Genomic DNA, 23,163 nt, shown 5'->3' with positions numbered 1-23,163 from the left:
GTGCGAGGCAAGTTCAAATCCCTGACCATGGTCAACTGGAACGGCTTCTTTGCCCGGACCTTCGATCTCGACCAGCTGGTTACCACCCTTTCCGGCGGCAACGGCGCGGGCAAGTCCACCACCATGGCGGCCTTTATCGCGGCGCTCATCCCCGACCAGTCACTGCTGCATTTCCGCAACACCACGGAAGCGGGATCGAGCAGCGCCTCCCGTGACAAGGGGCTCTACGGCAAACTGCAGCGCGGCCACTGCTATTCCCTGCTGGAAGTGATGAACAGCCGCGAACAGCGGATCTGGGTCGGCGTGCACCTCGAGCAGGTGGCCAACCGTGACAACAAGGTCAACATTACCCCGTTTGCGCTGGTGGATGTGCCGGAGAATCTGGCACCGACCGATCTGCTGCTGGAGAAGCTCGATGGCGGCAAGGGTCGGGTACGCGCCTTTACCGATCTGAAAGGGGCAGCCGCCGAGCTGGGGGCGCTGAAAGTCGCCAAATTCAATACGGTGACCGACTATCACAACTTCATGTTCGAGTTCGGCATCACCCCGAAGAAGCTGCGTGATCAAAAAGATCGCGGCAAGTTCTATCGCCTGATCGAAGCCTCCCTCTACGGCGGCATCTCCTCGTCCATCAGCCGTTCTTTGCGTGAATACCTGCTGCCGGAGAACTCCGGGGTGCGCAAGGCGTTTGCAGACATGGAGGCGGCCATCTATGAAAACCGCCGCACGCTGGAGGCCATCAAGGAGACGCAAGGTCAGCGGGATCTGTTCAAGAACCTGATCACCGAAACCACCCACTATGTGGCGGCTGACTATGTGCGCAACGCCGCCGAGAAGAGCCGCCTCTCCGAGTTGGCCCTCAAAGCGCGCCAGGAGCTGGCCGACAAGCGCCGCATTCTGGCCGAAGAGAAGCAGCGCGCCATCTATCTGGCCGACGAGGTGGAGCAGCTCACCAACCGCGAGAAACTGCTGACCGACGAGCTGGAGTCTGCCTCCGAGCATCTGGCCAAGGTGATGGCGGCCGTCAGTTTGCAGAAGAAGATCGAGATGTACCGTGCCGATCTGGCGGATCTCTCTGACAAATTCGAACAGCAGCAGGCGGTAGTGGAGGAGATCCACGGCCAACTGCTGGAGGTGGAAGAGCGCAAGGAGCTGGCACAGGCCGAGGTAGACAGTCTCAAGACCCAGCTGGCCGACTACCAGCAGGCGCTCGATATCCAGCAGACCCGCGCCATCCAGTACCGTCAGGCGGTGCAGGCTCTCGATGCTGCCCGCGAGCAGTGCGAGCTGCCGGGGCTGACCGCCGAACAGGCGAGCGACACTCTGCACCAGTTCCGCGCCGCCGAGCAGAGCCTCACCAGCCGGGTGCTGGGGGCCGAACAGCAATTGGCGCTGGCCAAGGCGGCGGTGGCCGAGCACGAAGCGGCGCTGGCGCTGTTGCTCAGCATCGCTCCGGAAACAGTACGCGAGGCCGCCTGGCCTACCGCCCAAGCGCTGCTCAAGCGTCACATCGAAGACAAGGCTCGCATCGCCCAGGGGCAGGGGCTGCGCGCCGCGCTGGCTCGCCTAGAGAAAGAGAGCGAAAGCCAGAAGAGTCTCTTCAAGCTGCGTGACGAGCTGCAGCAGGCCTCCGGCCAGCTGATTGCCAGCAGCGATGAGCTGGAGATCTTCCTCGAAGCCCAGCGCACCCGTCAGGAGGAACTCTCCGAGCAGCAGGCGGAGGTGAACCAGCGCCGCGCCAGCCTCGAGCATCAGGGCACCCAGCTGGGCCGTGACATTGCGGAGCTCACCAAGCTGGCGCCGCGCTGGCTGAAATCCTTTGAAAAACTCGAGCAACTGCGCGAGCAGAGCGGTTTGCCGCTCGCCACCGCCGAAGAGCTTTCGGCCGGTATGCAGACAGTGCTCGACAAGGAGCGCGAGTTCGAGCAGGAGAGCAATCGCATCGCGGCCCAGAAACAGGCGCTGGAGCTGCAAATTCGCAACCTGCAGCTGGGGGCTGGCGAGGCGGATCCCCGCCTTGCCCGCATCGCCGAGCAAGTGGGGGGCGTACTGCTCTCCGATGTCTACGACGACATCTCCATCGATGATGCCCCTTACTACTCCGCGCTCTACGGCCCTGCTCGCAGCGCCCTGGTGGTGCTCGACCTCGAAGGTGCCATCGAGCGGCTGAAAAAGCTGGAAGATTGCCCGGAAGATATCTACCTGATTCAAGGCAACCCAGACTCCTTTGACGAGGATCTGGTGGAAGCGGACGAGCTGGGGGACGCCGTGCTGGTGCGCACCAGCAAGCGTCAGGTGCGCTTCTCCCGCTATCCCGAGCTGCCGCTGTTTGGTCGCGCGGCGCGGGAAAAACGGATCGAGCAGCTCGACCTTGAACGCGAAGGGCTGATCGAGGGTTACGCCAAGGCTGCGTTTGAGCAGCAGAAGTACCACCGTCTCTACGGTCACTTCCGCGACTTTATCGGTCAGCATCTGGATATCGCTTTCCGCCCCGACCCCGAAGCCGAAGTGCAGGCCAAGCAGGCAGAACTGCGCGCGCTGCAAGGGGCCATCGGTGAGTGCGACAAGCAGCTGAGTGATGCCAAAGCGGCCGCCGCCCAGCTGACCCGCCATATCCAGCTGGTGCAGGGGATGCTGCCCTTTGCCCACCTGTTTGCCGAGACAGACCTGGCGGCCCGTCTCGAGGCGGCTCACGCCGATGTGGAAGCGCTGAAACAGGCCGAAGCCTTTATCGCCAAACACGGCAAGTCGCTGGAGAAGCTGGAAACCATGGTGCAGGTGCTGCGTCAGGATCCGCAGGATCTGGCCGCGCTGCAGGCTGCCTATGATGAGGTAAGCGACCTGCTGGCCGAGCAGAAGCGCCGTTGCTACGCCCTCGATCAGCTGGTGGCCCGTCTGCCTCACTTTGCCTATCAGGATGCGCAAGACCTGCTGGGCAAGGCGTCCGAGATGAGCGAGCGACTCAAAGAGAAGCTGAAAGCAGCCGAGCTGGCAGCCCGCACTGCCGGCGAGCAGCACAAGCAGATTGCCCTGCGCCACACCGAGGCGTTGCAGCTGCGTACCGCCCTCAACTCCAGCGTCGAGGCCAAGCGCCAGACCCTGACCGAGTTCGAGCAGGAGCTGGCGGCCATGGGCCTGACCCTCTCCGACGATATGGAAGAGAAGGCGCGCGCGCACAAGAAAGAGATCGAAGAGCTGCTGATCCGCACCCGTTCCCGTCGCACCAGCGCCGAGGCCCAGTTGCAGGTCACCAAGCGCGAGATCGAATCCCTTGGCGGTCGTCTCAAGCTGGAAGGCAAGGATTACTACAGCGCCCGTAAATCTCTGGTGGGCCACAAGGCGAGCTGGTCGCGGGTGGTGCGGCTGGCGCGGGAGACCGACGTCGAGAAGCGCCTCAACAAGCGCGAGCTGGCGTACCTCGACAGCGACGAGCTGCGCTCCATGTCGGACAAGGCCCTCGGCGCCCTGCGGGTGGCGGTGGCCCACGATGAGGCCCTGCGCGATGCGCTGCGACTGTCGGAGGGCAACCGCAGCACCGAGCAGAAGGTCGCTTTCTATGTGCAGGTCTACCGTTACCTCAAAGATCGCATCCGCAACGACATCATCCGCTCCGATGATCCGGTCGAAGCGATCGAGGAGATGGAGATCGAGCTGGCCCGTCTGGCTGATGAGCTCAAGCAGCGGGAAACCCATCTGTCGCTCTCCTCCCACGAGGTGGCGGCCAAGATCACCAACATTATCCGCCGCGAGCAGAACCGTATCCGGGTGCTCAACCAGGGCTTGCAGAACATCGCCTTCGGTCTGGTGCGCGGGGTGCGCCTCAACGTCAATATCCGCGAGGCCCACACCCGTCTGCTGACGGCGCTGGCCGATCAAACCGCCATGCACAACGATCTGTTCGCCGACAAGGAGCTCAGCTTCTCCGAGGCGATGGCCAAGCTGTTCCAGCGCCTGAACCCGCAGATCGAGCAGGGGGATCGCAGCTATCAGGTGATGGGCGACGTGCTGCTCGACTATCGCAACTATCTGGAGCTGGAGATCGAGGTGCAGCGCGGGGCCGATGGCTGGCTGCGTGCCGAGAGCGGCGCGCTCTCCACCGGTGAGGCGATCGGTACCGGTCAGGCCATCCTCTTGATGGTGCTGATCAGCTGGGAGGAGGAGTCCCGCCGTCTGCGCGGCAAGGATATCGCCCCGTGCCGCTTGCTGTTCCTCGACGAAGCGGCCCGTCTGGATGGCAAATCCATCGCCACCCTGTTCGAGCTGTGCGAGCGGCAGGATATGCAGCTGCTTATCGCGGCGCCCGAGAACATCAGCCCCGAGAAGGGCACCACCTACAAGCTCATCCGCAAGGTGCAGGGCAAGCACGAGCACGTGCATGTGGTGGGCCTGCGTGGCTTCGGCTTTGCCGACGACAAGCTGATTGCCTGAGAAGTCTCTGGCCCATCCCGTCACGGGATGACCGGTAACTAGTTGAAAGGGAGGCATTTGCCTCCCTTTTTACATGGAAGATATGGCAAAGTAGCGGCACCGTCGCTGCTGCCTGACAACAAGGCGAGTAACATGGTGAGTGCCTTGGAGCTATGGCAAGGTGAGAGCTCCCGCTTGCAAGTGTGTCGCCAGCGTCACCGGCCGCATCGAAGAAGAAAAATTGCGCATAGCGAAAAGAAGAAGAGAGGAGAGGGGAAAGGTGCAATATATCCAGAAAGGGCTGCTGTTATCTCTTTGCCTGCTGCTGGCCGCCTGTAGCAGCCGTTATGACGAGAGCCACGGCGGCAGCTGGCGCGGCTATAGCGAGACCGGTTACGCCAGCTATTATGCCGACCGTTATCACGGCAAAAAGACCGCCAGCGGCGAGATCTATCGCAACAACCTCAATAGCGCCGCCCATATGGAATTGCCCTTTGGCGTCATGGTGCGGGTTACCAACCTCGCCAACGGCAAGAGCGTAGTGGTCAAGGTCAATGACCGTGGTGCCTTTAAAAGCGGGCGTATTATCGATCTCTCCAAATCGGCTTTTAGCACCATCGGCAATATTCGCGACGGGATTATCAAAGTAAAAATAGAGGTGCTCTAGCAGTCCACTTGTTCAGTGGCGTGAACAGAGTGTCCGTTCTGTATGGCTATATCCTGCAAGTCTGCCCTCTTACACTGCTCCGTATCCAAGAGGTACACCCACTCGAAATACTTGAATGATTGATCTGATAACGGAGCAGATGAAGATGAATGAAGAGAAACTGGTGTCCATCGCAGTGCTTAAAGCTAGAGCCGGTATGAGGGAGCAGCTGCGCCGGGAGTTGATCAAGCTTATTGAGCCTACTCGGCACGAACCGGGTAACTTGGACTATGTGCTGTTTGAATTGCGAGATGAGCCAGGCACCTTTTACATGCGTGAGGCATTCGTCAGCCAAGCCGCGTTGGATAGCCATTGTCAGACTGACTATTTTCAGGCCTTTGCCTCGCAGGCTGAGTCTCTGCTTGCAGAGCCACTGCAGCTTATTTTCCTGGATGAGGTCAGCTACTCTTAATCCATTCGGGCCAGGGGGCCCGATTTTTTATTCATATCTCAAGTGCGAGATAAGATGCGTTTCAAGCAAGTTATCACGCCAGTCTTTTGCCAGCCTGCATCTACTAATCCTCTGATTTTTAATTACTCTCTCCTGTTTATATCCAAGATGTTTTCATCTTCCTGTTAACGGATGAGATATCCAAATGAGAATTTAATTTGGGCTCAAGTTCAGTGGTAGTGGTATAACCTGCTATCGCAGGAAGGCATACCAAACGATAGTGCTGACCATCAGCGCGTCGATATGAGGTGGGCAGGGAGGACGAGAATGGGTATTGAGCTTGTAGATGTACCGCAAAGTGAATTTGAGCAGGTCTTTACTGCCGTGAAACAGGGGATTTTTCCCTATGTTGAGTCGCTCTTTGGCTGGGATGACCAATTTCAACGCGAACGGCTAGCCAGCTCCTATCTGCCGCAATGGTTTTCGTGGATCCTGCATGGGGGAGAACGCATTGGTCTGTTATGTAGCAAGCCATATGAGGATGCCCAGCATGTTCATCTGCTGATTATTTTCCCTCAGTATCAAGGGCGGCAGCTTGGCGCTGCCGTGATGGAACGGCTTCATCAAGAGGCTGAGCGTGAGGGGAAATGCCGGGTCACCTTGTCCAGCTTCACAGACAACCATGGGGCGATACGGTTTTATGAGCGCCTTGGTTACAACGTGGTCGAAGAGGATCAAGAGTTTGTCTCCATGTCTCGGCCGTTGGGCTGTGACCTCGGATTGAAAAAAGTGGTTAATGGAGAGTTGTGATGGCAATTTTGAATATTTTGACGGCTCCCGACCCCAAATTGAGGCTCAAGGCCGAGCGGGTTGAGGATATCGCTGCCGTACAGGGGCTGATTGATGACATGCTGGAGACCCTGTATGCGACGGAAAACGGGATTGGTTTGGCCGCGACTCAAGTCGGGCGTAAAGAGGCGATCGTTATTATCGACTTGTCCGAGAGCAGGGATCAGCCGCTGGTTTTGATTAATCCACAACTGATAAGCGGTACTGAAAAGGTGCTTGGACAAGAGGGCTGTCTCTCCGTGCTGGATTACTACGCGGATGTCGAGCGTTACAGCTCGGTGGTGGTATCTGCACTGGATCGAAAAGGCAATCCGATCACCATCGAGAGCAGCGATTTTTTGGCCATTGTCATGCAGCATGAAATTGATCATCTGGATGGCAACTTGTTCATTGATTACCTGTCACCGCTCAAGCGGCAGATGGCACTCAAACGAGTTAAAAAATCTCTCAAGTCCGCCAGCTAATGTTTGCAGATAGTGGCTGGCCGTTTTAGTTATGTGGAGAGCAGGCAGAATGAAAGTGGCAAGATGGAATGTCAGGGCGCTGTTTGGCCGCAATAGCAAAGGAGGGCAGGGGCGTTATGGCTTATGTGCTGCGTTGCTGCTGGGAACATTGTGTGTCGCACTTCCCGTATCAGCCGATGAGGAGCAGTTGCCGGCCGAATATCGCCCATTTGTGCAGCAGTTGGTCGATGCGGCTGAAGCCCGGGATCATCAGGCCCTTGCCAATCAAATGAAATACCCCTTCAAGCAGGAGTATCCCATTCCCGCCATCAAAACCCCGGCGGAGATGATGAACCGATTTGGCGAGGTATTTGATGACGCCATATTAAAAAGCATCGCGACCTCCCGGGTCGGGCAGGATTGGCAGACCGTGGGCTGGCGCGGCATCATGTTGGGCAGTGGTGAGGTCTGGATGGATTTCGATGGCAAGGTGATCGGTATCAATCATCAGACTGCCCAGGCCGCCAAATTGAAAGCCGAACTTATCGCCAGGCAGAAGAGCGATCTGCATCCCAGTGTGCGGGAGTACAAGAACCCCGCGCTGATGTGGCAGACCGAGAAATTTACCATCCGCATCGATGAGTTGGACGATGGCCACTATCGCTACGCCTCCTGGGCCAAGGGCAAGACGCTCGCCGACAAGCAGGATCTGGTGCTGAAAAATGGCACAGTCAGGGTGGAGGGGTCGGGGGGCAATCATACCTACCTCTTCACGAGCGGCCCCTATCGCTACGAGTGCGTCGTCACCATACTGGGTGAGCGAGGTGTGCCATCGGGTGAGCTGGTGGTCTATAAAGACGACGTCGAGATAGTGCATCAACCGGTGATCAAGGTGCTGTGACAGCAAATCCACATAAAGAGAGATCAAAGAGCGGCCAGGTGCCGCTCTTTTGCTTTCGAAAATAGAGAGATGAGCTGCGCTAGGTTTGTGGCACCCTGACCCCTTTATCGAGATAGAGGCTGCTGTAGTGGGCACGGTGGGTGACAAACATCACCTGATGGCGGCTGCCGTCGGAGAGGATAATAAAATCCCCCGCCTGAGCGGGGCTCTGCAAGGTGATCTCCTGCTCGGGGGAAGTCAGGCGATCGACATCTTCCTTGAAGGTGAGGGTGTAAGAGTACATATGGCGCTCCACTGCTGGCTCATATCAAACACTCCGTTGAAGGTAGTTGCTGGCATGGGCGCGCGCGGCGCCCGATTGGCGCTGTTAGACCAAATATCAGCGATGAGAACGCGTATGGCTTCAGTCGGGTTGTTCTGCTGAGGTGCGCTTGAGGCGTTTACATCAAGGCCATTGGTTTCACAACGATGGTAAAGGGGCGAAAGGGGGATGAAAAAACCGCCTATTGGCGGTTTTTCTTATGCGATGGGCTCTACTTCAGGGCCTTCTTCAGCTTCTTGATCTTGCCTTCATGCTTGGCAATTTTCTCAAGACGAGCGGCGATCTTCTTCTTGATCTCTTTCTTGCTTGCTTTGGCCATCGGTGGCGCTCCTTTGCAGTGGGGACACATCAGGTGTCAGTGTGGGTCTTCCCTTTGACGTCCCAGAGTGCCACAGGGCTCCTTTGTGAACCAGCACTCTGTTGCTTTAATAGCCAGCTCGCTATAACTGCAAGGGGCTGAGCCAGCGCAGCAGTTGCTGGCCAACCTGCGGGCTGGAGAGCAGTGCCATATGGCTGGTGCGATAGACAATCAGGGTATGGGCAGGAAGAAAAGCCAGCTGATGGCGCGCTTTGTTGTGCTGACCGAGGGCGCTGCGTAGCGGCACCAGTCCATCGCCAATCAGCCGGTCGGCCAGCAGGCTGCGCTTGGTGGCAGTGGTCGCGGCAATGGCATAGCAGTTGACGCTGCAGGGCAAGGGGAGTGGGACGCGGGGATCGCGCAAGGGCACTGCGGGGTTGGGTGGGGCGAGCGTCTCGATCACCTTGCCGTGGCGCAGATCCTTGATGCCTGCACTGCGTAGCCGCGCCAGCCTGATGAAGGGCTCGCTGTAGGCGGTAGTGGGCAGCAACTGCTCCAGCCAGTGACCGGCATGTTCGAGCGGCGCGCCGTGGTGTGGTGTGCCGAGAAAGATCAGGTTGACAAGGCGTACAGGCCAGGTGAGCCCGGCCACGCCGGCATGGTGGCAGGCGCTGCGGGCAACCAGTCCCCCCATGCTATAGCCCATTATCGTTATCTCTTTGAGCTCTCCCGGCCAGTGGGCGAGCAGTTGCTCCAACAACATGGCAAGTTGCTGCCCGTTTTGTGCGATGGGCAGGCCCGAGTTGTAGCGCAAATAAAGAGGCTGATAGCCAAGCGCGTTGGCAAGTTGCTCCCCGTGATTGACCGGCTTGCCTTGGTGCTCGGTCTGCCACTGCAGATCGTTCATGCAGAGGCCATGGATCATCAGCAGCACCCGTCCCTCGCGGGGTAGATCCTCCGGCATTGCTTGCCAATCGAGGGGCTTGCCCTGATAGCGCAGGGTCATGGGGGTGGCGAGAGCATTGTGGTGCTCGACCAGCTTGTCCCCCAACACGCCGTTGAGCGTGGCGATCAGGGCCGCGCGTTTCGGGGTTTCGGGGATCTGGTGGGGCGGCGGTGTGGCTGGCAGGCGGCTGAGCAGATGGTTGATGCCGCTGCTTAGGTTGTTGGCGGTGCCATGTACCCCCTTGTAGACCAGCCCGGTGATCCCGGCTGTTTTTCCCTCATCCCGTCCCTTGAGCCCCATACCGCTCAGTACCGCCTGATGTACCGCTTCGGTGATCTCTACCGCGGCGGGCAGCGCCAGAGTCAGCAGTTGCGCCAGCTCGCGGATATCCGAAAGATGCCAGGAAGAGGATGGCGAGGGGTCTGTGGCGTCGGTCATGGCAAGCCCTTGTGAAAGCGGGTATCGCGTTGTCGTGCCGCGAAGAGCGCAGCGTATCTCTATATCAAACCAGCTTGCGCCCTTTGTGGCGGGTTTACCAGTAACGGGCCATGCATGGCGGGGCTGATAAGAACCGCTTGCGAAGCCGGTCACGGTAATGACAGGGAAAATCACCTCTACTTCGTCATATGAAGCCACATGGAGAGGTGAGGATGTCGCTGTTTGATGAGGTGCGGGTACAGGATTTGTGTGCACGGTTGTTCGATAGCCAGAACGGAAAGGGCTGCTCCCTTGAGAGTCGGCATGGCCGCGAGTTGAAGGATCTGTTGCAGGCAGTAGCCGGGATCACGCTGGTTGGCCGAGGTGCTCATTATGTGTTGACCGACGCGGGGCGGACTTATCTGACCGAACAACTGGCTCGGGCAGCGCCCCCCGAACCGGACAAGGGGGAGCAGCTGCAACGTCTGGGAGTGAGTTTGCCTGCACGGCTCAATCAGGCCTGCTTTTATGCCCTCTGGCATGGGGACAGCAAGCATCCGCGGTCAGCATCTCTTGCAGCGCCACAGCTTGCGGACTTGACGCTCACGCAGGATGAGGTGATCCGCATCCGCACCCTCGAACCGCTCTCACTGGTCGATCAGCACGGTCAGCAGCACGATATGACGGCTATGATGGCGCTGCTGGGGGAATTGGCGTTGCCGGAGCGGACTCTGGGCACGCTGGCTGCCATCGGCTGGCAAGGGGAGCGGGTCATTACGGTGGAGAACAAAGGGGCCTTTGTCGATTACCCGCTGCAACCCGGGCAACTGCTGCTCTTTGCCCCCGGTCGCAATACCACCCTGGCCAAACAGCTAATCCCGCTGCTGCCTGCGGGCGTGCAGTGGGCACATTTTGGCGATCTCGATCAACGGGGTATCGATATTGCCGTCGAGTTGGCACGTGAGCTAACTCGACGGGTCATGCTCTGGCTTCCCTGTGAGCTGCAACCTTATCTGGATCACTATGCCCGTCCGGTGCGCACCTTTGCGACGGACAGTGGCAAGGTGCCCTGGCGTGTGACGACGCAGGCTGATCAGGTTGATGGTCATGGCACGCCGGCAGGTGTTCCCTAGCTCGATAAACTGATCACAGACGGGACTTGGCTGGAGCAGGAGGTTTTGATTCTGGCCCCTCACTGGCGGAGCTGGTCATTGGAAGAGATGGGCAATCAGGGGTGAAACGGGGAGCCCGCGCTCCCCGTCATTTCGTGGTCAGCTGCTTACTTGGCGTTGATGGGCCCCTTGGTGCCGGCATCATTATCGACCCAGCCATCTTCACCCTTGATGCGGCGATCCCCCTGAATGGTGTATATGACCATGCCATCCTTGAACACCAGCGCGCCATCAGATTTCTTGGCATTGACCTTCTTGTCGTTGACCCACACCTGATCCTTGCCATCGATGCGGATATTGGCCACGGTGGCGCCGGTTTGGGGGAAGGTGGCGATCCAGTTGCCCGCATAGGGACTGGCGCTGGTTGCTGCGGTCGGAGCATTGCCAACACCGGCTGCGGCGTTCTCAGCCTTGGTTTTGTTGATATCGCAACCATTAAGCTCGCTCACCTGAGTGCAGCCCGAGCGCTCCAGCTTCTGCTCATAGCTCAGATTCAGACCGCCCTCCGCGGCCGGGGCGGCCGTGCCAAATCCCGCCTTGGCATTTTCCGCTTTGGTTTTGTGAATGTCACAGCCCTGCGCCTCGGTGACCTGGGTGCAGCCGGATCGCTCCAGTTGCTCGGCATATTTGGCACTGATGGCGTGGGCTGGGGCGATACCGAGCAGGGTCAGGGTGATGAGCAGAGCAGCATTCCTGGACATAGATAATCCCTCAAAGATGTAAGTCATGCAGGTTCATCCGCGCAGTTGCGGCAGTGAACGTCGGCCTCTCCTGAGCATCCGAGACAGATGCGCAGCTGGCGTATTCACGTTAGCACCTTGGGTCAACCGCGCCCAGCGATGTGGCTGGAAGATATGGTGAGAGGTGATTCGGGCGGGGAGCGCAGGGGAGGCGAGATAGCAGCAGTGTCAACGCTGGAGAGATCATTCCAAGAGAAAAGGTGTTGCGGGCATTATCATAATGATAACTACAGCCCCGACGATATCATTTCAGCCCCTGAAACTGACCTTTGATGATAATTCTCACCGATGCCGAGATATCGCCTCTGATTATTATCACCCGGCTATTTTATGGCTTGGCTGATCCGCTCACCTTTTTATTGAATAAACCGCTTAAATAGCCGCTGATTTTGTGGGTGGCATCACACACTTTTGCCATTTATTAATATCTGCCTGCATTTTATTGGTTTGGCACGGTTATTGATTGCCTCATATCGACGCTAACCGACGCGCTCACCCACAACCGGGATGCTGGTGACATCGTGAGTGAAAGGGGAGCTATCCATATCTCATCCAATGATTGGGGCGAACGATGAAAGCAGTTAACGAATTAATCAAAGAGATCAGAGCACTCAAATCCAACCTGCATGAAAAAGATTTTCTGCTGACCTGGGAGCAAACGCCTCAGGAACTGGAGCTGGTATTGAAACTGGCCGAATCCCTCAAGACCCTGCGCGCCGAAAATATCTGCACCAAACTGTTTAACAGCGGGCTCGGTATCTCGGTTTTCCGCGATAACTCCACCCGAACCCGCTTCTCTTACGCCTCTGCGCTGAACCTGCTCGGTCTGGCCCAGCAGGATCTGGATGAGGGCAAATCCCAGATCGCCCATGGCGAAACCGTCCGTGAAACCGCCAACATGATCTCGTTTTGCGCCGATGCCATCGGGATCCGTGACGACATGTTCCTCGGTGCCGGCAACGCCTATATGCGCGAAGTGGGCGCCGCACTGGATGAAGGGTTCGAGAAGGGAGTGCTGCCCCAGCGTCCGGCGCTGGTCAACCTGCAATGCGACATTGATCACCCGACCCAGTCGATGGCTGATCTCGCCTGGTTGCAGGAGCACTTCGGTAGCCTGGAAAACCTCAAGGGCAAGAAGATTGCGATGACCTGGGCTTACTCCCCCAGCTACGGCAAGCCGCTCTCCGTGCCCCAGGGCATCATCGGTCTGATGACCCGTTTCGGTATGGACGTGACCCTGGCCCACCCGGAGGGGTATGACCTGATCCCGGACGTGATCGAAGTAGCCAAAGAGAATGCCAAGGCATCTGGCGGCAGCTTCCGTCAGGTCACCTCCATGGAAGAGGCGTTCAAGGATGCGGATATCGTCTATCCCAAGTCCTGGGCCCCCTACAAGGTGATGGAGCAGCGCACCGAGTTGCTGCGTGCCAATGACCACGCCGGCCTCAAAGAGCTGGAGAAACACTGCCTTGAGCAGAACGCCAAGCACAAGGATTGGCACTGCACCGAGGAGATGATGAAGCTCACCAAGGGGGGCGAAGCGCTCTATATGCACTGCCTGCCGGCCGATATTTCCGGTGTCTCCTGCAAAGAGGGCGAAGTAACCGAAGGGGTATTCGAGAAATACCGTATCGCCACTTACAAAGAGGCGAGCTGGAAGCCCTATATTATCGCCGCCATGATCATGGCCCGTAAATTCTCCGCCCCGGCAGAAACCCTGGAAAATCTGATTAAAGAGGCACAAAAGCGGGTGAAATAAATAATGGCAGGGCAGGGTGAATATTCATCCTGCCCACACTGTCGAACCCATTATTTCGAGTTTTCTCCCCGTGGTATCTGAATAACGGATCTCCCGGCGAGGCAGCTCTTTATCAGGTAACGCCTAGTGAGGTAAGCATGTCCCAATTTTCGCTGAAGATGGATATTGCCGATAACCGCTTTTTTACCGCTGAGCCATCTCCGCTGTTTTCTCGCGCCGAAGCAAAAAAGGCTCGCGCTTTTCATAAAAAACTGGCCGGTTATGAACCGACCCCATTGTGCGACCTGAAAGATCTGGCCGCCTATATCGGGGTGAAAAATATATTGGTCAAGGACGAGTCAAAGCGCTTTGGCCTCAACGCCTTCAAGATGCTGGGTGGCGTTTATGCCATCGCCAACCTGCTCTGTGAAAAGTACGGGGTGGCCATCGAGGATTTCTCCTTCGATCTCATCAAACGCACCATCAAGGAGCCGATGACCTTCGCCACCACCACAGATGGCAACCACGGTCGTGGCGTCGCCTGGGCCGCCAAGCAGGTGGCCCAGCATGCGGTGGTCTACATGCCCAAGGGCTCGGCCCAGGAGCGGGTGGATCACATCCTCAATCTCGGTGCCGAGTGCATCGTCACCGACATGAACTACGACGATACCGTGCGCCTGACCATGAAGATGGCCGAAGAGCGCGGCTGGCACATAGTGCAGGACACCGCCTGGGAGGGTTACACCAAGATCCCGACCTGGATCATGCAGGGTTACTCCACCTTGGCCGACGAAGCGGTCGAGCAGATGCAGGATATGGGCATCAAGCAGCCGACCCACGTGCTGCTGCAGGCAGGGGTCGGGGCGCTGGCGGGCGGGGTGCTCGGTTATCTGGTGGACTGCTTCGGGGCGAAAAACCTGCACAGTATCGTGGTCGAGCCGGATCAGGCCGACTGCATCTATCGATCCGGCGTGGCGGGGGAGATGGTCAACGTGGGGGGCGACATGCGCACCATCATGGCCGGTCTTGCCTGCGGTGAACCCAATCCGCTCGGTTGGCCGTTGCTCAGAAGCTGCACCACCCAGTTTATCTCCTGCCACGACAAGGTGTCGGCGCTGGGCATGCGAGTGCTCGGCAACCCCCTTGGCAATGACCCCCGAATCATCTCCGGTGAGTCCGGCTCGGTCGGTACCGGCGTGTTGGCGGCGGTGCGTCACCACCCGGATCGCGCGGCGCTGATGGAACGTCTGGGGCTAAGTCGCGACTCCGTGGTGCTGATCATCAACACCGAAGGGGACACCGATGTGACCCACTACCGGGAAGTGGTGTGGGAAGGCAAACATCCTGCCTGCGAGTAACTCCGGCTGTGAGTAATCCCTGCGAGAGCAGAGACACGAATTGAAGCATTGATCGCGCCTCGCCAACGGGGCGCGGTAACGGGCACAGGGCGCTGCCGACGAACAGGCCGCGCACTCTCAGTTGTTATGGAGAATCACAATGAGCAAGCAAATTCCGTTTGAAATGGTGTTGGAGAAGGCCTACCAGTACAAGGCCGAAATGAGTCAGTTCCTGCGCGACATGATCGCCATCCCGAGCGAGAGCTGCGATGAAGAGCGCGTGGTGCTGCGCATCAAACAGGAGATGGAGAAGGTTGGTTTTGACAAGGTCGAGATCGATCCCATGGGCAACGTGCTGGGCTATATCGGCCATGGCCCTCACCTGATCGCCATGGATGCCCACATCGATACCGTGGGCGTCGGTAATCGCGCCAACTGGACCTTCGACCCCTATGAGGGGATGGAAGATCACGAGATCATCGGTGGCCGTGGCGCCTCCGATCAGGAAGGGGGCATGGCCTCCATGGTCTACGCGGGCAAGATCATCAAGGATCTGGGGTTGGAAGATCAGTACACCCTGCTGGTGACCGGTACCGTGCAGGAGGAGGACTGCGACGGTCTCTGCTGGCAGTACATCATCGAGCAGAGCAAGATCCGCCCCGAGTTCGTGGTCAGTACCGAGCCGACCGATTGCCAGATCTACCGTGGTCAGCGTGGCCGCATGGAGATCCGTGTGGAAGTGCAGGGGGTGAGCTGCCACGGCTCTGCGCCGGAGCGCGGTGACAACGCCATCTTCAAGATGGGCCCGATCCTCGGCGAATTGCAGGCGCTGAGCCACAACCTCGGTCATGACGACTTCCTCGGCAAGGGCACCCTGACCGTCTCCGAGATCTTCTTCACCTCTCCGAGCCGCTGCGCCGTGGCGGATAGCTGCGCCGTCTCCATCGACCGCCGTCTCACCTGGGGCGAGACCTGGCAAGGGGCGCTGGACGAGATCCGCGCTCTGCCAGCGGTAAAAGCCGCCGGTGCCGAGGTCTCCATGTACCAGTATGACCGTCCGGCCTATACCGGTCTGGTCTACCCGACCGAGTGCTACTTCCCGACCTGGAAGGTGGAAGAGGATCACATCACCGTCAAAACCCTCTCCAAGGCTTATCGCGAGCTGTTCAACAAGGAGCCGGTGGTGGACAAGTGGACTTTCTCGACCAACGGGGTCTCCATCATGGGTCGCCACGGTATTCCGGTTATCGGTTTTGGCCCGGGTAAAGAGCCGGAAGCCCACGCGCCGAACGAGAAGACCTGGAAAGAGCATCTGGTCAAGTGCGCCGCCATGTACGCCGTGATCCCCATGCTCTATCTGGCCGAGCTGGACAAGTAAGGGGGCTGCCGGGCGGTGACTCTCATCACCGCCCGGCTGTTGCAAGTGCCCCGTCTCGATTGAGGCGGGGCTTTGCTGTTTGAAGTGATGTTCGAGGTGGTGGGAATGAAACGGCTGATCAAAAACGGTGTGCTGGTCGATGCACAGGGGGAATATCGTCAGAATCTGCTGATCGATAACGGGGTGATCCGCGCCCGTGCCGCCGATATCCAGCCCGATGGCGAAACCGAGGTGATCGATGCCAGCGGCTGCTATGTAATGCCGGGTGGTATCGATGTCCACACCCACTTCAACATCGATGTCGGGATTGCCCGCAGTTGCGATGACTTTTTCAGCGGTACCCGTGCCGCCGCCTGTGGTGGCACCACCACCATCATCGACCACATGGGATTTGGCCCGGCAGGGTGCAATCTGCATCACCAGCTGGCCCGCTATCACGACTACGCAGCCGATCAGGCGGTGGTCGATTACAGCTTTCACGGCGTTGTCCAGCATGTGGATGACGCCATCCTCCACGAGATGGCCGCCATGGTGCAGGAGGAGGGGATCAGCAGCTTCAAGCTCTATCTCACCTACCAGTACAAGTTGGGTGATCACGACGTGCTGCGCGCCCTGGCCCGTCTCAAGGAGGTGGGGGCGCTTGCCACCGTCCATCCCGAGAACGATGCCGCCATCGCGGCGCGCCGGGCGGCCCTGCTGGCCGCCGGTCACCATGAACCCTGGTATCACCCGCAAAGCCGCCCACTGGAGTGCGAGGCGGAGGCCATCTCCCGGATGATCAATCTGGCGGGGCTCGCGGGCAATGCCCCGCTCTATATCGTCCACCTCTCCAACGGACTGGGGCTGGAGTATCTGAAATTGGCGCGCCGTCAGGGCCAGCCAGTCTGGGTGGAGACCTGCCCGCAATATCTGCTTTTGGATGATTCCTGCTACTACCGGGAGAACGGAGTCGACTATCTGCTCAGCCCGCCGCTGCGCTCGCGCCGCGAGCAGGACAAGCTGTGGGTCGGTATCGCTGCGGGCGACATCGACACGGTGGCGACCGATCACTGCAACTTCTCCCACGCCCAGCGCATGACCCTCTCGGGCGGCGATTTCAGCCGCTGTCCCAACGGCTTGCCCGGGGTCGAAAACCGGATGCTGCTGCTGTTTGCCCACGGGGTGTTGGGTGGGCGCATCTCGCCATCGCGCTTCGTGGCCCTCACCAGCGCCAATTCGGCCAAGTTGTTTGGCCTCTGGCCGCGCAAGGGCAACCTGCAAGCGGGGTCTGATGCCGATCTGGTGCTGATGGATCCCCGTGGCGAGACCCTGATCCGTCACGCCGCCCTGCATGACAACGGTGACTACAGCCCCTACGAGGGGATGCGCTGCCCCGGTCAGATCAGGATGACCCTGAGCCGTGGCGAGATAGTCGCCCGCGATGGCGAGTTTACCGGACAACGGGGGCATGGCCAGTTTTTGGCCAGAGCGCCCTTTGATCCGCTGCTGGGAGCCACGGCCCAAGAACAACCATCAGCACAGCGATAGACAGAACAACCGAGCCGGTATGACGCCGGCCCACCCTTATCATCGGAGAGCACAAGATGAAACAGCGTATCGTACTGGCCCTGGGGGGCAACGCTTTGGGCAACAACCTGCCCGAGCAGATGAAGGCGGTGCAGAGCACGGCGCACACTATCGCCGACCTGATCGCCCAGGGGCACGAGGTGGTGGTCACCCACGGCAACGGGCCGCAGGTGGGGATGATCCAGCAGGCGTTCGAAGTGGCGGCCCGCCACGAGCCAAAATCCCCCCATCTGCCCATGTCGGTCTGCGTGGCCCTGAGTCAGGGTTATATCGGTTATGACTTGCAAAATGCCCTGCGCGAAGCCCTGCTGGAGCGCGGTATCCACAAGCCGGTCGCCACTCTGGTGACCCAGGTGGAGGTGGATAAAAACGATCCCGCCTTCCTCGACCCGAGCAAGCCCATCGGCGGCTTCTTCAGCAAGGAGGAGGCCGAGACATTGATGGCCAAGGGCGAGCGGCTCAAAGAGGACGCCGGTCGTGGCTATCGCCGGGTGGTGGCCTCTCCCAAACCTATTGACATCATAGAGAAGGAGACCGTTTCCGCCATGCTGGCCGCCGGTCAGGTGGTGATCACCGTCGGTGGCGGCGGCATTCCGGTGCTGCGTGAGGGCAATCACCTGCGCGGTGCCAGCGCGGTGATCGACAAGGATTGGGCCAGTGCCAAGCTGGCGGAGCTCATCGATGCCGACATGCTGATCATCCTTACCGCGGTAGAGAAGGTCGCCATCAACTTCGGCAAGCCCGATGTGCAGTGGCTCGATACCCTGAGCGTGGCCGATGCCAACAGCTTTATCGCCCAGGGGCAGTTTGCCAAGGGCTCCATGTTGCCCAAGGTGGAGGCGGCGCTCTCGTTTGCCACATCCTTGCCGGGACGAAAATCCCTCATCACCCTGCTGGAGAAGGCCGCCGAGGGGATCGCTGGCAAGACCGGGACCGTGATCAGCCTGTAATCATGCGTACTGATCCACAGGGGCATCCGGCCCCCTGATAGAGTGTGGAGCCTTGGCACCACACTCAGTTTTATTGGGATAGCGGTGACGGATCATCACTGTCGATCGTGTTCTGCAGGCCAGATGAACCGCTCTGTGGGAGTGGCAATGGGGCTAGTTGGAGTGGCAGCCGGTTTTTGTGGATGGCAGAAACCTGTAGAGGCCGATACCGGCGAGCAAACCAATCATCGCCAGCAGCAGCCAGATGACTGTGGCGGGGCGGCTGCCCGCATCCCCCAACATAAAACCGATGAGCAGGTTGCCAAAGAGCGCCATGCAGCCGCCAGCGCTGGCATAGAAGCCGTAGTAGCTGCCGAGCTGCTCGGGAGGGGCGTATCGGGGCAGTTGGGCGGCAAAGAGCGGGAAGCAGAGAATGGAGCCTAAGGAAAGCAGGGCTACCTGCGTCAACACGCCTGCCGTCGGCCAAGGTGCCAGCAGCGGTAGAGCCAGGTAGCTCAAGCCCATCATCCCGATACCCAACCCCATGGCGAGCGGCACTCCCAGGTGCCTCTCTACCAGACGGGAGGCTGGCAGCTGGAGCAGGACGCCGATCACCGCCGAGAGGGTAAAGACGCCGCCGAGCAGGTGGGTGGCGTCCGGCAGACTCTGGATATGGGCGGGCAGGGCGAGATAGAGTTGGTGGAACAGGATCTGGTAGCTGCCCGCCAGCAGGGTAAACACGATAAAAGGGCGCTGGCGCACTATCTCTCTCCATTGGCGCAAAATGGCGCCACGCGGACTCTGGTGGCTCACCGGGCGTTTGGGCAGCACCCGGTATTGCAGCACGCCGAGCAGGGCGAACAGACTCGCCGCCAACAAGCCGGTCAGGGTATAGCTCTGCTGGGTCAGTGTCAGTCCGACCAGGGGCCCGAGCAGCATGCCCGCCTCGCTGGCGAGATTGTGCAGGGCAAAGGCGCGCTGACGCTGGCTCGGGTTGTGGCATTCGCTGGCAAGATACGCCTGGGCGCAAGGGGTGAACAGCGCCCCCGCAAAGCCGGTGAGGGCGGCGGCCAGCAGCAGGATGGGCAGGGACTCGGCCCAGCCGAGCAACACGAAGCCTATGGAGCGCACCAGGCAGCCCCAAACGATGGCGGGGTGATAGCCGATGCGATCCCCAAGGGTGCCTCCCAAGAGAAAGAGCCCCTGCTGGCTGAAGACCCGCATCCCCATGACCAGGCCACAGGCCCAACCGGCGAGACCCAGCCCGCTACCCATGTGCTGGGCGAGGAAGGGCATCATCATGTAGAAGCCTAGGTTGAAGGCCAGCCCGTTGGTGATAAGCAGGCGGGCTGCCGGGCTCATGCCCTGCCAGTCCCGCCAGTAGGAGGCGCTGTTCATCTTCGCCACCCACTAGCATGTCGGGAGGGGGCCGCCGGGGTTGTGCTGCGCTCTGTCATGACGCCTTTCGCACGGTTCTGAGGAAGGGGATGCCGCGCTGATCGTGGCTTATCTCCACCGGCACATGGTAGAGGCGCTCGATGAGGGCCGCGTCGAGCACCCGGGCGGGGGGGCCGAAGGCCTGCAGATCGCCGCCTGCCAGCACGATCAGCTGATCGGCAAACTGGGCAGCGAGGTTGAGATCGTGCAACACCACCAGGGTGATCCACTGCTGCTCGCGGGTCTGCCGACACAGGTGCTCCATCAGTTGCATCTGGTGGTGCAGATCCAGGGCGCTGACCGGTTCGTCCAGCATCATGATGCGGGGATCGCGCAGCAGCACCTGGGCAAACAGCACCATCTGCCGCTGGCCGCCGCTTAAGGAGTAGAGGGGACGATCCGCCAGATGGGCGATGCCGAGCGCCTGCAGGGCGCGGCCCGCCGCCAGAATGTCCTCGTCAGCCAGACGCATGGAGAGGCTGTCGAGGCGACCGAGTACCACCACTTCGATGACGCTCAAGTCCAGCTCCAGCTGGATGTTCTGGGGCATGTAGCCAAACTGCTGGCGCCACTTGGCCTGCGTCATCTGGCGGACACTCTGGCCCCCCAGGTGGATATCGCCGCCATCCGGGGTCAGTTCACCAAAGAGGGTGCGCATCAAGGAGGTCTTGCCGGTCCCGTTCGGGCCGATGATCACGTGGACCTGACCCGGATGCAGGGTGAGGTTGAGCTCTCGCAGCAGGGTTTGCTGGCCGAGGGAGAGGGTGAGTCGGGATATTTCAAGCACGTTTACGCCCCCTGCCGAGGATCAACCAGATGAAGAAGGGCACGCCAATCAAAGCGGTGACGATGCCGATGGGAAAGAGGGCCCCCGGAATGATGGACTTGGAGAGCACCGAGGCCGCCGAGAGCATGCAGGCGCCGCACAGGGCCGAGAGCGGGATAAGAAAGCGCTGATCCTCCCCCACCAACATGCGAGCGATATGGGGCGCCACCAGGCCAACGAAGCCGATGACACCGACGAAACTGGTAGCGGTGGCGGTGAGCAGGGCGACCAGGATCAGGGTCTTCATGCGCAACCTGTCCACGTTGACCCCGAGGCTGCGGGCGCGGGCCTCCCCGAGGCGAAGGCTGGTGAGGGCCCAGGCATCCCGGTAGATGAGCAGGGTGCAGATCAGGGTGACGGCGGCGGTGATGATCAGGGAGTCCCAGGTGGTGCGCATCAGGCTGCCAAACAGCCAGAACAGGATCTGCTGGTTGAGCTCGGGGGAGGAGAGAAACTGCAGCAGGGAGAGCAGGGATTGGAACAGGAACAGCAGGGCGATGCCCGCCAGGATCAGGGTCTGGCTGCTGACATGGCGCATCATGGCCAGGCCAAATAAAAGGCTCGCGGCAAACATGCAGAGGATGAAGGCGCCAGCCGGAATGGCAATCAGAGGAGGGAGCCCAAGACCGCCGGTATAGAGCGCCAGTGCGGCACCGAGCCCCGCTGCGGCAGCGAGCCCCAGGGTGTAGGGGCTGGCCAGCGGATTGTCCAGCAGGGTCTGCATCTGGACGCCGCCAAGACCCAGCGCAGCACCGACTACCAGCGCCATCAGGGCGATGGGCAGGCGCATGTCATGGACTATGGTGCGGGTCATGGGATCGGCCTGGGCGGGGGTGAGCAGGGCATCGACCACTTCGCCCAGTGGCAGCAGAGAGGGGCCGGTGGCGATGTCGAGCACCAGGGTAATGCACAGCACCAGGGTGAGCAGCAGGAGCCAGTGCCCGCGACGGCGCTCCCGTTGCCGCTGGCGGGCGAGGGTCTGCTGCAGGGCAGCCAAATCATTCATGATGACAATCCTGAAACGGGCGCCATGAGAGGCGCCCACAAGGGTGAAAGAGGGATGAAGAGGGCTCTGCTTAGACTGGCAGAGCCCGAACGACCAGATTCAGTTTGCCTTACCCGGCTTGATACCCAGCATAAAGGTGCCCTGGGGACGGATGGGCAGATAGCGCTGGTAAAAGCCCTGATAGGTGGCCAAGGGATCGAGATCCCGGAACAGATCCGGGTAGAGGGCCTTGGCCATGAACTCGATGAGAGCTGCATCCATGATGCTGCGGGTGGCACCGTGATAGACCGCATAGAGGCGCTCCTGCTGCACTGCGGGCAACTCGCTCCAGCCCGGGCGGGCGGCAAAGCCTTGCAGACGCTGGCGCACCGTCTCGGCTGACACATCCTGGCCAACCTGCATCGCCTCTGCGCTGCTCACGCTCTCGTAGCCCGCCATCAGGATGACCTCGGGTTTGCTCGCCAGCAGTTGCTCAGGATGGATGGGGCCCCAGCGCTCGACGAAGGGAGCCGCGACGTTGTCACCCCCAGCCAGCATGGCCATCGCGCCCCACATGTCCTTGCCATAGGTGTAGCTGTATTCTGCAGGTCCCTTGTCGCCCAGCTCGATATAGACCCGAGGGGGCTGGCGCTTCGCGTTGGCAACGCGGGAGGTGATGATGTCAATCTTGGCCTTGTATTCGTCGGCCATCTGTTGGGCACGAGCTTCCTGACCTGTCACCTTGCCCAGCAGCAAGGTGCTCGCAATGTGGCGCTCCAGGGTCTGGGCGTTGTAGTCGATGACCACCACCGGGATCCCAGCCTGTTCGAAGCGTGGCAGATCCGGGCCGAGGGCCTCATATTGCCACTTCGCCAGGATCAGCAAATCGGGCTTGACCGCCAGGGTCTTCTCGATGGAGAAGCTCTGATCCTGCACATTGCCAAGGTCAGGCACCTTGGCCAGTTGCGGCAGGCTAGCCACATAGAGCGACCAGATGGCGGGGCGGGACTTGACGAACCAGCCACGGGACATGCCCACCAGCCGATCGGCGCCGCCTTCACCGGCCACGGCCAGATAATCCTCGGGATAGAAACCGAGCACGATACGGCTGGCCGGAAGGCTGAGGGAGACCTTGCGGCCCATCACATCTTCTACTTCAACCAGGGGATTTGCCTGCGCCATCCAGCTCATCAGGGCGAGCTGACCGAGCAGCAGCAACTTTGCCAGGGGGTGACGAAACATCTTGTGAAAACCTTGAACGGATTTTGGGGTGAGAAGTATTAGCATTTGCGTTTAATGATGGCAATCGATTTTACCAGGGGTCAGATAAGGGACGTATATAGCGTGTTGGTCGTTCGAGGCCCACCTTGGCAAG

The 23,163-nt window shown here is 59.8% G+C and carries 18 protein-coding genes and 1 pseudogene; 12 read left to right on the top strand and 7 right to left on the bottom strand.

The window, feature by feature from the left end:
• The 6 genes from mukB (at window position 1) to ACB042_RS04690 (ending at window position 7,697) form a co-directional block, all read left to right on the top strand.
• Entirely contained in the window at window positions 1–4,428 is a 4,428-nt protein-coding gene (gene mukB, locus ACB042_RS04715) for a chromosome partition protein MukB (RefSeq protein ID WP_371177918.1), read from the top strand.
• A 259-nt stretch (window positions 4,429–4,687) separates the two neighbouring features.
• A complete protein-coding gene (locus tag ACB042_RS04710; RefSeq protein WP_166740643.1) occupies window positions 4,688–5,074 on the top strand; it encodes a septal ring lytic transglycosylase RlpA family protein in 387 nt (128 codons plus the stop codon).
• Between the two features lie 139 nt (window positions 5,075–5,213).
• Window positions 5,214–5,525: a putative quinol monooxygenase gene (locus ACB042_RS04705; RefSeq protein WP_371177917.1), complete on the top strand. Its 312-nt coding sequence runs from the start codon at window positions 5,214–5,216 to the stop codon at window positions 5,523–5,525.
• Window positions 5,526–5,831: 306 nt separating this feature from the next.
• Window positions 5,832–6,314: an N-acetyltransferase gene (locus tag ACB042_RS04700; protein ID WP_100653677.1), complete on the top strand. Its 483-nt coding sequence runs from the start codon at window positions 5,832–5,834 to the stop codon at window positions 6,312–6,314.
• A complete protein-coding gene (def, locus tag ACB042_RS04695; protein WP_371177916.1) occupies window positions 6,314–6,817 on the top strand; it encodes a peptide deformylase in 504 nt (167 codons plus the stop codon). The genes ACB042_RS04700 and def overlap by 1 nt, the downstream gene beginning before the upstream one ends.
• A gap of 49 nt (window positions 6,818–6,866) precedes the next feature.
• Complete coding sequence (locus tag ACB042_RS04690) at window positions 6,867–7,697, top strand: hypothetical protein (RefSeq protein WP_371177915.1); 831 nt, start codon at window positions 6,867–6,869, stop codon at window positions 7,695–7,697.
• 79 nt (window positions 7,698–7,776) lie between these two features.
• On the opposite strand, the gene ACB042_RS04685 is transcribed toward ACB042_RS04690, so the two are convergent.
• Together ACB042_RS04685 and ACB042_RS04680 are read right to left on the bottom strand one after the other, a co-directional pair.
• Window positions 7,777–7,980: a hypothetical protein gene (locus ACB042_RS04685; protein ID WP_371177914.1), complete on the bottom strand. Its 204-nt coding sequence runs from the start codon at window positions 7,978–7,980 to the stop codon at window positions 7,777–7,779.
• 479 nt (window positions 7,981–8,459) lie between these two features.
• Window positions 8,460–9,701, bottom strand: a complete 1,242-nt coding sequence (locus tag ACB042_RS04680) for an esterase/lipase family protein (RefSeq protein WP_371177913.1) — start codon at window positions 9,699–9,701, stop codon at window positions 8,460–8,462.
• 212 nt (window positions 9,702–9,913) lie between these two features.
• Between ACB042_RS04680 and ACB042_RS04675 the strand changes: the two are divergent.
• Window positions 9,914–10,918: pseudogene (locus ACB042_RS04675) on the top strand (Wadjet anti-phage system protein JetD domain-containing protein).
• 41 nt (window positions 10,919–10,959) lie between these two features.
• Here ACB042_RS04675 and ACB042_RS04670 read toward each other — a convergent pair.
• A complete protein-coding gene (locus ACB042_RS04670) occupies window positions 10,960–11,553 on the bottom strand; it encodes a hypothetical protein (protein ID WP_371177912.1) in 594 nt (197 codons plus the stop codon).
• Between the two features lie 610 nt (window positions 11,554–12,163).
• Here ACB042_RS04670 and ygeW point away from each other — a divergent pair.
• From ygeW to arcC, 5 genes are all read left to right on the top strand, one after another.
• Complete coding sequence (gene ygeW / locus ACB042_RS04665) at window positions 12,164–13,351, top strand: knotted carbamoyltransferase YgeW (RefSeq protein ID WP_005345731.1); 1,188 nt, start codon at window positions 12,164–12,166, stop codon at window positions 13,349–13,351.
• 137 nt (window positions 13,352–13,488) lie between these two features.
• Window positions 13,489–14,688, top strand: a complete 1,200-nt coding sequence (dpaL, locus tag ACB042_RS04660) for a diaminopropionate ammonia-lyase (RefSeq protein WP_371177911.1) — start codon at window positions 13,489–13,491, stop codon at window positions 14,686–14,688.
• Between the two features lie 139 nt (window positions 14,689–14,827).
• A complete protein-coding gene (locus ACB042_RS04655) occupies window positions 14,828–16,045 on the top strand; it encodes a YgeY family selenium metabolism-linked hydrolase (RefSeq protein WP_371177910.1) in 1,218 nt (405 codons plus the stop codon).
• 105 nt (window positions 16,046–16,150) lie between these two features.
• A complete protein-coding gene (gene hydA / locus ACB042_RS04650; RefSeq protein WP_371177909.1) occupies window positions 16,151–17,572 on the top strand; it encodes a dihydropyrimidinase in 1,422 nt (473 codons plus the stop codon).
• 56 nt (window positions 17,573–17,628) lie between these two features.
• Window positions 17,629–18,561, top strand: a complete 933-nt coding sequence (gene arcC / locus ACB042_RS04645; protein ID WP_371177908.1) for a carbamate kinase — start codon at window positions 17,629–17,631, stop codon at window positions 18,559–18,561.
• 153 nt (window positions 18,562–18,714) lie between these two features.
• On the opposite strand, the gene ACB042_RS04640 is transcribed toward arcC, so the two are convergent.
• From ACB042_RS04640 to ACB042_RS04625, 4 genes are all read right to left on the bottom strand, one after another.
• A complete protein-coding gene (locus ACB042_RS04640; RefSeq protein WP_342402148.1) occupies window positions 18,715–19,938 on the bottom strand; it encodes an MFS transporter in 1,224 nt (407 codons plus the stop codon).
• 55 nt (window positions 19,939–19,993) lie between these two features.
• Window positions 19,994–20,764, bottom strand: coding sequence for an ABC transporter ATP-binding protein (locus ACB042_RS04635; RefSeq protein ID WP_371177907.1), 771 nt, complete (start codon window positions 20,762–20,764; stop codon window positions 19,994–19,996).
• Complete coding sequence (locus ACB042_RS04630) at window positions 20,757–21,809, bottom strand: iron ABC transporter permease (protein ID WP_139494854.1); 1,053 nt, start codon at window positions 21,807–21,809, stop codon at window positions 20,757–20,759. The genes ACB042_RS04635 and ACB042_RS04630 overlap by 8 nt, the downstream gene beginning before the upstream one ends.
• A gap of 99 nt (window positions 21,810–21,908) precedes the next feature.
• Complete coding sequence (locus tag ACB042_RS04625) at window positions 21,909–23,030, bottom strand: ABC transporter substrate-binding protein (RefSeq protein ID WP_371177906.1); 1,122 nt, start codon at window positions 23,028–23,030, stop codon at window positions 21,909–21,911.
• Window positions 23,031–23,163: the final 133 nt, after the last annotated feature.

The organism is Aeromonas sp. S13(2024) (assembly GCF_041402405.1).
Taxonomy (GTDB): Bacteria; Pseudomonadota; Gammaproteobacteria; order Enterobacterales; family Aeromonadaceae; genus Aeromonas; species Aeromonas veronii.
This window is presented reverse-complemented; position numbering and strand designations above follow the sequence as displayed.